Genomic DNA, 14,304 nt, shown 5'->3' on the forward strand with positions numbered 1-14,304 from the left:
CGAAATTTCAGGACTGCGGTGCAATAGTGACGGGTTCGACATAGACCCGAATGCGCCCGCCACAGGAAAGGCCAACCTGCCAGGCGGTTTCATCCGCAACGCCAAATTCGAGCGTAGTTGGTCTTCCCGTCTCAATCACGTCCACGGCTTCGGCGACAACAGCCCCCTCCACGCAGCCACCCGAAACGGAGCCTTCGAAATTCCCCTCCGAATCGATCACCAGATGCGAACCAACCGGCCTTGGAGCTGACCCCCAGGTCTCGATCACCGTCGCAACGGCCACGGCACGCCCGGCTTGCGCCCAGCTTTCTGCAGTATGCAGGACATCCTGAGGTGAAAGGGGCGTTGTTTCGGTCATGGCCGTGTCTCCTTCATCATCTGACAATATAGCTATCGCACTGGAAGAAAACAGCGAGCCGAAAGGCCAACAAAAAAAGGCGGTGGGAAGAACCCGCCGCCTTTCAATGAACTTGCGCTGCTGGCGTTTATTCAGCTGCGACTTGAACCACAGGAGCAGCATCGCGCACATCGCCGTCGACATGGTTTTCGAACGAGCCGAAATTGTCGATGAACATCTGCACCAGCTTGGCAGCCTGTGCGTCATAGGCAGCCTTGTCAGCCCATGTGTCGCGCGGGTTCAGGATCTTTCCGTCCACGCCGTCAACCGCAACTGGAACGGCAAAGCCAAAATTGGCATCGGTGCGGAACTCGGCACCTTTCAGGCTGCCATCAAGCGCCGCATGCAGAAGCGCCCGGGTGTCGCGGATCGGCATGCGATGGCCAACACCATAGGCACCGCTGGTCCAGCCGGTGTTTACCAGCCAGCAGTCCACATTGTGTTTTGCAATCAGGTCACGCAGCAGGTTGCCGTATTCGGACGGATGGCGCGGAATGAACGGGGCGCCGAAGCAGGTCGAGAAGGTCGCCTGCGGCTCGGTCACGCCCTTTTCCGTGCCAGCCACCTTTGCAGTGTAACCGGACAGGAAGTGGTACATGGCCTGTGCCGGCGTCAACTTGGCAATCGGAGGCAGCACACCAAAGGCATCAGCGGTCAGCATGATGATGGTTTTGGGAACCGGGGCCTGACCTGTCTTGCTCGCATTGGAGATAAAGTGGATCGGATAGGCCGCACGGGTATTTTCGGTCTTCGAGCCATCATCGAAATCCGGAACGCGGTTTTGATCCAGAACCACGTTTTCCAGAACAGTGCCGAAGCGCTGTGTGGTGGCGTAGATTTCCGGCTCTGCTTCAGCAGACAGCTTGATGGTCTTGGCATAGCAGCCGCCTTCAAAGTTGAAGACGCCATCTTCACTCCAGCCATGCTCGTCATCGCCGATCAGCGTGCGGCTCGGATCGGCGGAAAGCGTCGTCTTACCGGTGCCTGACAGACCAAAGAAGACGGCGGTGTCGCCCTGATCGCCCACATTGGCAGAGCAATGCATGGACATCACGCCCTTGGCCGGCAGCAGGTAATTCAGGAAGGTGAAGACCGACTTCTTCATTTCGCCGGCATAGGACGTGCCACCGATCAGAACGATCTTGCGGGTAAAGTCGCAGGCAATGACCGTCTCGCTGCGGCAGCCATGACGGGCCGGGTCAGCCTTGAAGCTCGGCAGGTCAATGATGGTCATTTCCGGAACGAAGCTGGCCAGCTCGGCAGCTTCCGGGCGCAGCAGCAGGTTGCGAATGAACAGCGAGTGCCAGGCATACTCGGTGTAGACGCGAACATTCAGACGGTGCTTGGGGTCGGCACCGCCATAAAGATCCTGCGCAAACAGGTCCAGGTTTTCGGCGTGTGCACGGAAATCAGCCAGAAGCGTTTCGAACTGCTCGGGCTGCATGGATTGATTGTTGTCCCACCAGACGGTGTTCCGGGTAACGTCGTCCTCAAGAACGAACTTGTCCTTCGGGGAACGACCGGTGTGGATCCCGGTTTCGGCGACAATCGCGCCACCGGCGGCCAGTCTGGTTTCACCGCGCGAGAGTGAATACTCATAAAGCGCAGGCTCGCTCTGGTTCCAATAAACTCCCTTCAGGTTTTTCAAGCCGAAGGTTTCTACACCATGCGACGGATTCCTGACGCCTTGTTCGAGCATGATCCCGCAGTCCTTGTGATCTGGGCCAATTCAAGCGTTGAGCAGGTGAGGATTTCAGTGCGCGACCGATTGAAATCGCGCCCCTCAACTGTGTCCGGCAAAGTAATGGATGTAGAAAACTGCAACAAGACGCAGGGTCCTGACTCAACGGGCTTTAATCGATTAAAAAAAAATTTGATCGATTAAATAATTAATTCGGAGTCCGAAAAAATGCGCAAGGCGTGAACGTCTTTAACTGACCGCGCCACTACTGTGGGAAAATTTGCTGAAAATTGTCGCCCTGACCGAGAAGTCCCGGATAAAAACTAACTGCGCAGCAGGAAAAGCCTATTTCTGCCTCAAAAGGCTTCTGATTGTCCGTTTGAGGGTGTAATCATCAGGTGGTGCCATATTTTATGCGCAATTGGAGCGCCAAGAAAACGCTGGGTCTTCCTCAAGACATCTTGCCAGTTGAGTTTGGAAACGGATTAGAAAACGCATGCCGACAATTGCCTTGGTCGATGACGACAGAAACATTTTGACTTCGGTTTCGATTGCTCTGGAATCGGAGGGCTATCGTGTGCAGACCTATACCGATGGTTCCTCTGCACTGGAGGGCCTGCAGTCAGACTCTCCCGACCTTGCAATCTTCGACATCAAGATGCCGCGCATGGATGGCATGGAGCTGTTGCGGCGCCTGCGCCAGAACTCGGACATGCCTGTGATCTTCCTCACCTCCAAGGATGACGAGATCGACGAACTCTTCGGCCTGAAGATGGGCGCGGATGACTTCATCCGCAAACCGTTCTCGCAGCGCCTGCTGGTGGAACGTGTTCGTGCAGTGCTTCGCCGTGCTCAGCCGCGCGATACCTCGGCTCCGCGGCAGGATGCAGACAAGCTGCTCGAGCGTGGCCTTCTGGTCATGGATCAGGAGCGCCACACCTGCACCTGGAACAACAAGCCGGTGACGCTCACGGTTACAGAATTCCTGATCCTGTCATCGCTCGCCCAGCGTCCGGGTGTCGTCAAGAGCCGCAATGCCCTGATGGACGCAGCCTATGATGATCAGGTTTATGTTGACGACCGGACCATCGACAGCCACATCAAGCGCCTGAGAAAGAAGTTCAAGCTGGTCGACGATGATTTCGACATGATCGAAACCCTTTACGGCGTCGGTTACCGGTTCAGGGAGGTCTGAAGACCGTTTCCATGGCGGTGGAAAGCGAGAAGACGGAAGATGTGTCGCGAGCACCGGCTGGCGGAACGGATCGATCCCAGTTGCGCTGGTTTGGTAACCGTCGCCTGAGGCGGCGCGTCCTTTCCCAATTCGGCAGGGTGTTCGGCACCTATGTGCTTTCGTCGCTGACGCGGCGGATCATCGCCATCAATCTGGTTGGCCTGATCGCGCTCGTGATTGGCATCCTGTATCTCAACCAGTTTCGCGCAGGTCTCATTGACGCGCGGGTGCAGAGCCTCCTCACGCAGGGCGAGATCATTGCCGGGGCCATTGCCGCATCCGCAACGGTCGATACCGGCGCAATCACCGTGGACCCGGAGCGCCTTTTACAGCTGCAGGCCGGTGAAAGCATTGCGCCTGGAGGCGATGATCAGGACCTTCTGGACTTTCCGGTCAATCCCGAGCGCGTTGGCCCGGTACTGCGAAGCCTTATCTCCCCGACCAAGACCCGTGCGCGAATCTACGATCCCGATGGGATCTTGATCATCGATTCGCGCCATCTTTATTCCAGCGCCCAGATCCTGAGGTTCGACCTGCCGCCGCCTGTGGTCGACGAGCCTGGGTTTGTCGAGAAAACCTGGGAATCGCTGAAGCTCTGGTTCCGCAAGGGAGAGCTGCCGCTCTATGAAGAGGTTGGCCCCGGTGACGGGCGCGCCTATCCGGAAGTGGCCGCAGCCCTGTCCGGTTCTCCTGCCAGCGTTGTACGTGTGTCGCCGCGTGGCGAGTTGATCGTCTCGGTTGCCGTTCCCATCCAGCGCTTTCGCGCGGTTCTTGGCTCTCTGCTGCTCTCCACCCAGGGCGGCGACATCGATGCCATCGTGCGGGCCGAACGCCTTGCGATCATGCGCGTCTTCCTGGTCGCGTCCACCGTGACGATCCTCCTCTCCATTTTGCTTGCAGGAACGATTGCCGGTCCCGTGCGCCGCCTTGCCGCTGCGGCCGACCGGGTTCGAAAGGGCTCAAACACACGTCAGGAAATTCCGGAATTTGCCGATCGGCAGGATGAACTTGGTCATCTGGCCCGGTCGCTCAGGGACATGACCAACGCGCTCTACAACCGCATCGATGCCATCGAGCGGTTTGCCGCGGATGTGGCGCATGAATTGAAAAACCCGCTGACGTCCTTGCGCAGCGCGGTTGAAACTCTGCCCCTTGCCAAATCGGATCAATCGCGCGGTCGCCTTCTTGATGTCATCCAGCACGATGTCCGCCGGCTGGATCGCTTGATCAGCGATATTTCCGATGCCTCGCGTCTTGATGCGGAGCTGGCGCGGGCTCAGGCAGAGCCAATCGATCTTGCCGTCCTGCTGCGAACGATCGGCGATGCCGTCAATCAGCGAACGGGCAAGGAAAGTGTCGGCGTTCGCCTGACCGTTGCAGATGCTCCAGGCAACCATCCCTATGAAGTGCAGGGCCACGACATTCGCCTTGGTCAGGTCATCAGCAATCTCATCGACAATGCCCAGTCCTTTTCACCTTCCGATGGCTCCGTCCGGATTGGGCTGAGCCGGGTTGGAAAGTGGGCCGAGATCACCGTTGATGATGACGGTCCCGGCATTCGGGCGGAGAATATCGACCGGATCTTCGAGCGGTTCTATACGGACCGGCCCGACAGTGAAGGTTTCGGCAACAATTCCGGTCTTGGGCTTTCAATCTCGCGGCAGATCGTGGAAGCGCATGGCGGTACCATCACCGCGAAAAACCGCAAGGGTGCAGGTGCATCTGACGCCATTTCCGGTGCCCGCTTTACAATTCGTCTTCCTGCCGGACACTGATCATGGCAATCCCGACCATTCACGCCAGTTGTGTTGCCTTTGGCACCCTTGGTGTTCTTGTGCGCGGCCCGTCGGCAGCGGGCAAATCGAGTTTCTGCGACAGGTTGGTGGAAACGGCCCGCAGCAGGGGGACCTTTGCCGCCTGGGTTGGAGATGACCGCGTTCACCTTGAAGGGGATGGTCATCATGTCGTCGCGCATCCGGCGGGAGCTCTTGCCGGCAAACTTGAGGTGCGCGGACTTGGCATTCTCGAAACCGGCTTTTTGCCGTCCGCCGCGGTGGATCTGGTGGTCGACCTGATGCCCCTGTCGGAAATTGATCGATTGCCGGAGGCGTCGACAGACCGGATACTGCTGGAAGGGCTGCTTCTTCCCCGGTGCCGACTGGCGGAAAATCGGAGCGATGAGGGATTGCGCCGCCTTCGGTGGGTCTTGCGAGAGCTTTTCCCCAATAGGCCGGACTACTTTTAAGGCAGGAGCCGATTTTGCTTGCATGCGCAGAACCACTTGCCGACAGTGCCCTCGGCTGCTTTAAGAACCATATTCATCATAGATACCGGATCGCAGAACTCATGATCGGACTTGTACTCGTGACCCACGGCCGCCTTGCAGAGGAATTCAAGGCTGCGCTGGAACATGTTGTCGGCCCTCAGGAACAGGTGGAGACAATTTCGATTGGTCCGGATGATGACATGGAGCAGCGGCGGCAGGACATTCTGGCGGCCGTCAGGGCGGCCAACAGCGGGCAAGGCGTGGTGCTTCTAACTGACATGTTCGGCGGGACGCCTTCCAACCTCGCCATTTCCGTCATGGACGGCACGTCCGTTGAAGTTGTCGCTGGTGTGAACCTGCCGATGCTAATCAAGCTCGCAAGCGTGCGCGTAGATCGTCCCTTGGCTGATGCTGTCGACGAAGCGCGCCAGGCCGGCCAGAAGTATATTTCCGTGGCAAGTCAGGTGCTGTCCGGACAAAACTGATTCAGGTGAACCCTGCCGTGCTTGAAAAAGAACTGAACATCGTCAACCAACGGGGCCTGCATGCGCGGGCCTCTGCGAAGCTGGTGAAACTGGTGGAAACGTTCGACTCCCGGGTCGAGGTCTCCAAGGATGGTCAGACGGTCGACGGAACTTCCATCATGGGATTGATGATGCTGGCGGCAAGTCGCGGATGCAGCATTCAGGTGCGTGTGGAAGGCAGTGACGCCGAAGAGGCAATGACGGCCATTTCCGATCTGGTTTGCGACGGGTTCGGAGAAGCGGACTGACAGAATTCAGTCGCAGGGCCTATCTTCGCTGAAGATTATCTGGAAGGTTCACTTGTTGAAAGTGAACCTTTTTTATTTCATTATTGAAAAATGAACCAAAAAGAGTTCATTATCTGGTTTGTGTCTAGACCAAAACGGGGATTGGCAGGCAATGGGGCAGGTACCCAGGAACCACACTGTGCTGATGGGCGACATCGTTGAAAGCGAGCAGTTCCCCTCGCGCGAGCATCTGCATGTGGTGTTCAACAGAAGTGTGGATGCAGCAAACCAAAAGCATGGCGATGACATTGCTTCGCCGCTGACGATCACCCTCGGTGATGAATTTCAGGGTCTGTTTTCCTCGCGGGCGGCAGCCTTTCGGGTGGCTCACGAAATGAGGCTTGAGCTCTTGCACGAGGGCGTGCGATGTCGGTTCGTCGTCGGCGATGTTCATTTGGAAACACCACTGAACAAGAGCTCCGCCTGGAATATGCTGGGGCGAGGGTTGGCCGAGGCGCGGGGGCGGCTTGAGGAAAAGCAGGATCCGAATGCCTATCGCTTTTCCTTTCCAGAAGACGGGGATCTTCCTCCCTTGCTGGACGCAATTGGCTCATCCCTATCCTTTCTCGAGGAAGGATGGACCGAGCGTCAGCAGTTATATATCCGCGAAAGCCTGTTATCCGGTCTTGATGTAGTCGAGATTGCAGATCGGCACGGCGTCAGCAAGAGGGCGGTATACAAGGGGCTGGAAGCTGCTAACCTGAAGCTCTACCAACGGCAGCTTGATGCCATATCCGGTTATTTGAGGGCCCACGAATCCGCGGGCAGATGATTTCGGGGACAGCGTATTTTCATGACGTATTTCAACATCATACTGGTTCTGGCCGGATATGCGCTGTTCGTGCCTGTTCTCTGGCAACTCGGCAACCTGTTTGTAAAACGCGTTGTCGACCTTGCCGTTGACGGCAAGATCCTGCCGGAGACGGAAGGCGAAGAAACCCCGCCCGCAAAGGTCGAGCGCGAGCTCAAGGCTGGCCGGGTGATTGGTCTTCTGGAGAGGGTGCTGCTGGTCGTCGGGCTCGTCTGGGGCAACTGGCAGATCCTTGCTGCCGTGATCGCCTTGAAATCCGTGACGCGTTACAAGGATCTGGATAAGCGGCTGAATGCCGAATATTTCCTGATCGGCTCCTTGAGCAGCATCATATGGGCAATTGTCGTTGCCATCATGATCGTTGCCTATGACCGGGAGTTTGGCTTCGGTGTCTTGCCGCACGCTCTTCTGGACACGTCAAAGTAGCCACATGCCCGCATCTCCCTTTGCTATGTCATGTTTCAAACAGTTCGGATTTGATATAAAGATTTCTTTATATCTTTATTGAAGTGGAAACCCTTGCGCGCTATAACCCGCTCAATCGTGATGGCGGGACATGCGTCTGCCCGGATTTGAAAAGGTCAGGCCGAGTATCTTTTTCCGGCCTGTGACAACTGTTCGGTAGCTGCCGACAACCACTCAGGAAATTTTCATGACCGACTATATCGTCAAGGATATCAAGCTCGCCGATTGGGGCCGCACGGAAATCGAAATCGCCGAACACGAAATGCCGGGCCTGATGGCCTGCCGCGCCGAATTCGGTGACTCCAAGCCGCTCAAGGGCGCGCGCATTGCAGGCTCCCTGCACATGACGATCCAGACTGCGGTTCTGATCGAAACCCTCGTCGCGCTGGGCGCAGAAGTTCGCTGGGCATCCTGCAACATCTATTCCACGCAGGATCAGGCTGCAGCAGCAATCGCCGCTGCCGGCATTCCGGTCTTCGCCATCAAGGGCGAAACCCTCGAAGAATACTGGGACTATGCCGACAAGATCTTCGACTTCCCGGAAGGCGCAAACATGATCCTGGATGATGGCGGCGACGCAACGCTCTACATCCTGATCGGTGCCCGAGTTGAAGCTGGCGAAACCCACCTCATCGAAAATCCGAAGTCCGACGAAGAAATTGCTCTCTTCGCGCAGATCAAGAAGCGCCTTGCTGCAAACCCGGGCTGGTTCACCAAGCAGAAGGCCCTCATCAAGGGCGTTTCGGAAGAAACCACCACCGGCGTTCTGCGTCTTTACGAAATGCAGAAGAACGGCCAGCTGCCGTTCCCGGCCATCAACGTCAATGACAGCGTCACCAAGTCCAAGTTTGACAACCGCTATGGCTGCCGTGAATCCCTGGTCGACGGTATCCGCCGCGGCACCGATGTCATGATGTCCGGCAAGGTTGCCGTTGTGTGTGGCTATGGCGACGTCGGCAAGGGCTCTGCCCAGTCTCTCGCCGGTGCGGGCGCGCGCGTCATCGTCACCGAAATCGACCCGATCTGTGCCCTTCAGGCGGCCATGGACGGCTTTGAAGTCAAGACGATGGAACAGGCCCTGCCGGAAGGCGATATTTATGTCACCGCGACCGGTAACAAGGACATCATCACCTTCGACCATATGCGTGGCATGAAGGACATGGCCATCGTCTGCAACATCGGTCACTTCGACAACGAGATCCAGGTTGCCGCGCTGAAGAACACCAAGCTTCGCCCGGTCAAGGATCAGGTCGATATGTACGAGTTCCCGGATGGCAAGCGGATGATCCTCCTGTCCCAGGGCCGTCTCGTGAACCTTGGCAATGCCACCGGTCACCCGAGCTTCGTGATGTCCGCCAGCTTCACCAACCAGGTGCTGGCGCAGATCGAACTGTGGAGCCGCGGCGACCAGTACAAGAACGAGGTTTACGTTCTGCCGAAGCATCTCGATGAAAAGGTCGCACGCCTTCATCTCGAGAAGCTGGGTGTGACCCTGACAGAACTGACAGAGGATCAGGCCCAATATCTGGGGATTAGCAAAACCGGTCCGTTCAAGTCCGAACACTACAAATACTGATTTGGATGCCGGCAGACTCAATATTTAGTGGTCTGCCGGAATCTGCCAGAATCACAAAGGTTAACGGGAATCATTGTTTCAGTGGGTCTCGTTAACTTTTTGGCAAGAGACTCTTCTTCGCGAATCCCAAAAAGGTTATGGTTTTAACGAATCAAGGGCGTTGAGGCACAAGCCCCTGATTTGTTTCCAGGCTATCCGGGCAAAAGCCCGGGCCGGATAAAAGGCGGCGTAAGGGGATTTGGAATGCCGATAGGCGGCTTCAGCGCTGGGCGTAATCGCTCGGCGTGGCGAGGAAGGATTCTGGCAACCGGAAAGGTATGGTGCGCAACGGCGAGCGCAACCTTGATGGTGCCCAGTCTGGCTCAGGCCGCTGATGAGGCGTCTCTGTCCTTGCCTTCTATCGATCCCAACACCGTCATGTTGCTCGGCGCCTTTGGTGGTGTCTGTGCATTTGCAATCACGGCGTCCGTTGCCTTTTTGCGGCAGCGTCGCAGCTCCGGCATTCTTTCCGAAAGCCTTCACCGCGAAAAAAGCGAACTCAAGCTGCGTGTCGACCGGCTTGAGGCCATGCTGAACTCCGACGAGCAGCGCGTGGTGGTCTGGTCGGGTGCTGGCAATGCCCCGCAGGTCTGGGGCGTTCTGCCGGAGCAGTCCGGCGTGCCGCGTGCAACAAACCAGCTGCTTGCCTTCGGGTCTTGGCTGACCGGAAAATGCGCATCCGACCTTGAGCGTCGGCTTGATGCCCTTTTCAGTCGCGGTGAGACCTTCACCTGCACCTTGACGACACGCCTTGGCACTTATGTGGAGGCGATTGGTCGCACGACTGGAGGGGCTGTTGTCCTTCGTCTGCGTGACATGACCGGTGAGCGCCAGATCCAGGCGGAGATTTCGGCTCGCAATGCTCGCATCTCTGGCGAATTGCATATGTTGCATGCGTTGCTGGATGCGCTGCCGTCTCCCGCCTGGCAACGTGACGCCCATGGCAAGCTTATCTGGGCAAATCAGGCTTATGCGAAGGCTGTCGATGCCCCGGATGCCAAGGCTGCTGTGCAAAACGGCGCGGACTTCCTTGATTCGGCTGCACGCGAGGCTCTCGGCAAGGACCGCAATGAAGACGGATGCTTTACGTCCCGCATTCCGATGGTGGCCGCTGGCGAGCGGCGCGTCTTCGAGGTAACCGATGTCACCGCCAATGTTGGCGGGGCAGGCGTTGCAATCGATATCACCGAGCTGGACCAGCTTGGCAAGGAACTGACGCGCGCCGAGGAGTTCCACGGCCGGACCCTGGATCAGCTCGCAACCGCTGTCGCCATTTACGGCGGCGACCGGAAGCTGCAATTCTACAATGCCGCCTTCTGCCAGCTTTGGGGTCTGGATCCTGCCTTCCTTGAAAGCTCTCCGGAAGATGGCGCCGTTCTTGATGCGCTGCGCGCTGCGCGCAAGCTGCCGGAACAGGCCGATTACCGCGTCTGGCGGAACAACATGCTGGAGAACTACCAGTCGGTTGAGTCCAAGGAAAACTGGTGGCACCTGCCGGACGGCCGCACCTTGCGCGTCATCGCCAGCCCGCACCCGCAGGGCGGCGTGATTTATATCTACGAGAATGTCACCGAGCGACTGGATCTTGAAAGCCGCTACAACGCGCTGATCCGTGTTCAGGGCGAGACGCTCGACAATCTCTCCGAAGCCGTTGCGGTGTTCGGTTCCGATGGTCGCTTGCGGCTTTGGAATCCGGCCTTCAGCAACATCTGGAGCTTCGAGGAAGATCGTCTTTCGCAGTTGCCCCACGTCAAGGAGCTGATCAGCGTTTGCGCCCTGTCCCAGCCTGAGCAGGATGCCTGGGGCCGACTGGCCGCAAATGTCACAAGCCTCGTCGACAACCGGACGCAGGTTTCCAGCCGCATGGAGCGCCACAACGGCACGATCCTGGATTATGCCACCGTTCCGCTTCCCGACGGCGGCACGCTTGTCACCTTCGTGGACGTTACAGACAGCGTGAATGTGGAGCGTGCGCTCGTTGAAAAGAACGAGGCACTGGAACAGGCCGACGAACTGAAGAACGCCTTTGTCCAGCACGTGTCCTACGAATTGCGGTCACCGCTGACCAACATCATCGGCTTTGCCCAGCTGCTGACCGATCCGAAATTCGGTGAACTGTCTGACAAGCAAAGCGAATATGCCGACTATATCCGCTCCTCGTCTTCGGCCCTGCTCGCGATCATCAATGACATTCTCGATCTGGCGACGCTTGATGCGGGCATCATGGAGCTGGATCTTGGCGAAGTGGATGTGGCAGCCACGGTCTCCGCTGCCGTCGAGGGTTTGAAAGACCGGTTGGCAGAGGCGCGGATCAATCTTCGCACGGATGTCCCGAACGATATCGGCGTGATGGTCGCCGATGAAAAGCGCCTGCGGCAGGTTCTTTACAACCTGATTTCCAACGCGGTCCGCTACTCCGATGAAGATGGCATTGTTGATGTCGTCTGCAAGCGGAAAGACGAGGCAATTGAGTTCGTTGTGAAGGATCACGGGTGCGGCATACCGGCAGATATCCTCACACAGGTCTTCAACCGCTTTGTTGGCCATGACACCGGCGCACGCCGTCAAGGGGCGGGGATCGGTCTCTCACTCGTGAAGAGCTTCGTTGAACTGCACGGCGGCAAGGTGGATATCGACAGCGTTGAAGGCAAGGGAACAACGGTCACCTGCACCTTCCCCGCCAAGCCGGAACTCTCCGGCAGCATCGCGGCAGAATAAGCTGCCGGTCGCCCATGTCCGGTCAGCCGCTCCGCCAGCTTCCCACGCCCTTCACGTCAATCCTTCTGGACTGCGAAAGCGCAACCGTACGCCTTGCAGAGGACCTTGCTGTTATCCTGCGCAGGGAGGATTGCGTTCTTCTTTCCGGTGATTTGGGAGCCGGGAAATCCACCCTTTCGCGCGCATTGCTGCGAGCTCTGGCCGCCGATGCAGAGCTGGAAGTCCCCAGCCCGACCTTTACCCTTGTTCAGACCTATTCCCTCGACCGTCTGGAGGTTGCCCATTTTGATCTCTACCGGCTGGAAGAACCGGAGGAGGTCGAAGAACTGGGGCTTGCCGATTGCCTTGAAGCCGGCGCAGCTCTGGTGGAATGGCCTGAAATGGCTGCCGGGTTCCTGCCTGAAGATGCGCTCTGGATCCAGCTCAGGGAAACAAACACCGAAGGCGAGCGCGTCGCGGATTTCTGGTCGCAAAATCCCGAATGGCAGAAACGCATCACGCGAACCCGATTGCTGCGCCAGTTCTTGAACGCGAACGGGTTTGAAGGCGCAGCGCGGCACCACATTGCCGGTGATGCCTCCATCCGCAATTTCGAACGCATTTCGAAGAACAGTGAAATGGCAATCCTGATGGATTGGCCGGAGCCAAGTGGTGCCATGGGCACTCCAGAGGCTCTTGCCTACAATCGTCTGGTCCACCGGGCGCCCGATTGCAGGGCCTTTGTCGCGGTTGCCGGTGAGTTGCACAGCCGGGGCTTTGGGGCTGCAAAGGTGCTGGCGTCAGATGCAACGGCCGGAATGCTGCTGCTTCAGGATCTCGGGTCAACGGGAATTGTCGACGAAAATGGGCCGATTGCTGAGCGCTATCATGCAGCCATGCGGGTCCTGGCCGCCATGCACGAAAGGCCGCTTCCGCAGGACGTCCTTCTTCCAGATGGCGATATCTATCATGTCCCAGACTATTCGCTGGAAGCCCTGATCACCGAGGCAGAGCTCTATGTGGAATGGTTTGCGCCCGACCGATTGAAACGGGAGCTGGAACAAGACGAGCGCCGTGCCTTCCGCGAGCTTTGGATGGCTGCCATCAGGGCAGCTGAGCAGGCGGAAATCGGCTGGGTTTTAAGGGATGTTCATTCGCCCAATATCCTGTGGCTTGAGGGGCGCAAAGGTGACGACCGAATCGGTTTGATTGACCTTCAGGATACGGTCATCGGGCCTCTGGCCTATGACGTTGCCTCGCTCGCACTGGATGCTCGTGTCGACATTTCACCACAGCTGGAAAGCGATCTGGTGGCGACCTACATTTCCGCAAGACAGTCAGTCAATCCGGCATTTGACCGGGTGCGGTTTGAAGCAGCCTATGCCATCATGGCCTGCCAGCGGATCACGAAGATCCTCGGGATATTCGTGCGGCTGGCAAGGCGGGATGACAAGCCGGGCTACATGAAACACGCGCCGCGCCTGATCGGATACATGGAGCGGGTCCTGCGTCATCCGGCGATGGCGGATCTGAAAGTTTGGTTCGAAAAAAGCGGCCTGTTTGATGGGCAAAACGCGGAGTAAGATTTCAACATGGCACAGGGGCAATTCCGGCCTTCACATGCAATGATTCTGGCGGCCGGACTGGGCAAGCGCATGCGTCCGCTGACTGCAACCACCCCCAAACCGCTTATCGAAGTGAATGGCAAGGCCCTGATCGATCACGGCTTTGACCGTCTGGCCGAGGTGGGGGTCAAAACCTGTGTCGTGAACGTCCATTATCTCGCCGATCTGGTCGAGGTGCATGTCAAGCGCCGCGCCGATATGGAGGTGCTCGTTTCTGACGAACGGGCGCAACTGCTGGAAACGGGCGGTGGCATCATGAAGGCCCTTCCGCTCCTGGGAAATGATCCCTTTTTCCAGCTGAATGCCGACACCGCCTATTGGATTGAAGGCGTCAAACCCAATCTGGAGCACATGATCGAGGCTTGGGACAGCGAGCGCATGGATGCGCTGCTGCTTCTGGCTGAAACCGTCAATGCGGTTGGCTATTCCGGGCGGGGTGATTTTGAGATGGCGCGCGACGGAAGCCTGAGCCGCAGATTGGAGCGGCGCGTAACGCCCTTTGCCTATGCAGGAGCAGCCATTCTGCATCCCCGCCTGTTCGAGAACGCGCCTGAAGGGTCCTTTTCCATGAATGTCCTGTTCGATCGTGCCATTGAAGCGGGTCGACTTTTCGGGGTTCAGATGGAAGGCATCTGGCTGCATGTCGGGACGCCGGAAGCCATTCACGCTGCCGAACATGCCGTGCGCGAAAGCGCGGCCTGA

Annotated in this window: 13 protein-coding genes; 11 read left to right on the forward strand and 2 right to left on the reverse strand. The window is 57.8% G+C overall.

Annotated elements, in window-relative coordinates; genetic code table 11:
• Window positions 1-7 precede the first annotated feature (7 nt).
• Together F0155_RS06715 and F0155_RS06720 are read right to left on the reverse strand one after the other, a co-directional pair.
• Window positions 8-358, reverse strand: coding sequence for an XdhC family protein (locus tag F0155_RS06715; RefSeq protein WP_150523727.1), 351 nt, complete (start codon window positions 356-358; stop codon window positions 8-10).
• Window positions 359-485: 127 nt separating this feature from the next.
• A complete protein-coding gene (locus tag F0155_RS06720; protein ID WP_150523728.1) occupies window positions 486-2,096 on the reverse strand; it encodes a phosphoenolpyruvate carboxykinase in 1,611 nt (536 codons plus the stop codon).
• A gap of 478 nt (window positions 2,097-2,574) precedes the next feature.
• Between F0155_RS06720 and F0155_RS06725 the strand changes: the two genes are divergently transcribed.
• The 11 genes from F0155_RS06725 to F0155_RS06775 all read left to right on the forward strand — a co-directional run bounded on the left by F0155_RS06725 (window position 2,575) and on the right by F0155_RS06775 (window position 14,304).
• On the forward strand, window positions 2,575-3,273 hold the full coding sequence (locus F0155_RS06725) for a response regulator transcription factor (RefSeq protein WP_150523729.1): 699 nt from the start codon (window positions 2,575-2,577) through the stop codon (window positions 3,271-3,273).
• 11 nt (window positions 3,274-3,284) lie between these two features.
• Window positions 3,285-5,087 (forward strand): sensor histidine kinase, encoded by a 1,803-nt coding sequence (locus F0155_RS06730; RefSeq protein ID WP_150523730.1) that lies wholly within the window; start codon window positions 3,285-3,287, stop codon window positions 5,085-5,087.
• A 2-nt stretch (window positions 5,088-5,089) separates the two neighbouring features.
• On the forward strand, window positions 5,090-5,557 hold the full coding sequence (locus tag F0155_RS06735) for an HPr kinase/phosphorylase (RefSeq protein WP_150523731.1): 468 nt from the start codon (window positions 5,090-5,092) through the stop codon (window positions 5,555-5,557).
• Between the two features lie 101 nt (window positions 5,558-5,658).
• Entirely contained in the window at window positions 5,659-6,063 is a 405-nt protein-coding gene (locus tag F0155_RS06740; RefSeq protein ID WP_150523732.1) for a PTS sugar transporter subunit IIA, read from the forward strand.
• Window positions 6,064-6,080: 17 nt separating this feature from the next.
• Complete coding sequence (locus F0155_RS06745) at window positions 6,081-6,350, forward strand: HPr family phosphocarrier protein (RefSeq protein WP_192913767.1); 270 nt, start codon at window positions 6,081-6,083, stop codon at window positions 6,348-6,350.
• A 151-nt stretch (window positions 6,351-6,501) separates the two neighbouring features.
• Window positions 6,502-7,161 carry a SatD family protein gene (locus tag F0155_RS06750; protein WP_150523734.1) on the forward strand — a complete coding sequence of 220 codons (660 nt, stop codon included), beginning with the start codon at window positions 6,502-6,504 and terminating at the stop codon, window positions 7,159-7,161.
• A 21-nt stretch (window positions 7,162-7,182) separates the two neighbouring features.
• Complete coding sequence (locus F0155_RS06755) at window positions 7,183-7,626, forward strand: hypothetical protein (RefSeq protein ID WP_150523735.1); 444 nt, start codon at window positions 7,183-7,185, stop codon at window positions 7,624-7,626.
• 226 nt (window positions 7,627-7,852) lie between these two features.
• A complete protein-coding gene (gene ahcY / locus F0155_RS06760) occupies window positions 7,853-9,241 on the forward strand; it encodes an adenosylhomocysteinase (protein ID WP_150523736.1) in 1,389 nt (462 codons plus the stop codon).
• A gap of 345 nt (window positions 9,242-9,586) precedes the next feature.
• Window positions 9,587-11,998 carry a PAS domain-containing sensor histidine kinase gene (locus tag F0155_RS06765; protein WP_208999162.1) on the forward strand — a complete coding sequence of 804 codons (2,412 nt, stop codon included), beginning with the start codon at window positions 9,587-9,589 and terminating at the stop codon, window positions 11,996-11,998.
• Between the two features lie 14 nt (window positions 11,999-12,012).
• Entirely contained in the window at window positions 12,013-13,560 is a 1,548-nt protein-coding gene (gene tsaE / locus F0155_RS06770) for a tRNA (adenosine(37)-N6)-threonylcarbamoyltransferase complex ATPase subunit type 1 TsaE (RefSeq protein WP_150523738.1), read from the forward strand.
• 9 nt (window positions 13,561-13,569) lie between these two features.
• The gene (locus F0155_RS06775; protein ID WP_150523739.1) at window positions 13,570-14,304 is read left to right on the forward strand and encodes a nucleotidyltransferase family protein; all 735 of its coding nucleotides are present in this window, start codon (window positions 13,570-13,572) and stop codon (window positions 14,302-14,304) included.

The sequence above is a fragment of the Roseibium sediminis genome, assembly GCF_008711325.1.
Classification (GTDB): Bacteria; Pseudomonadota; Alphaproteobacteria; order Rhizobiales; family Stappiaceae; genus Roseibium; species Roseibium sediminis.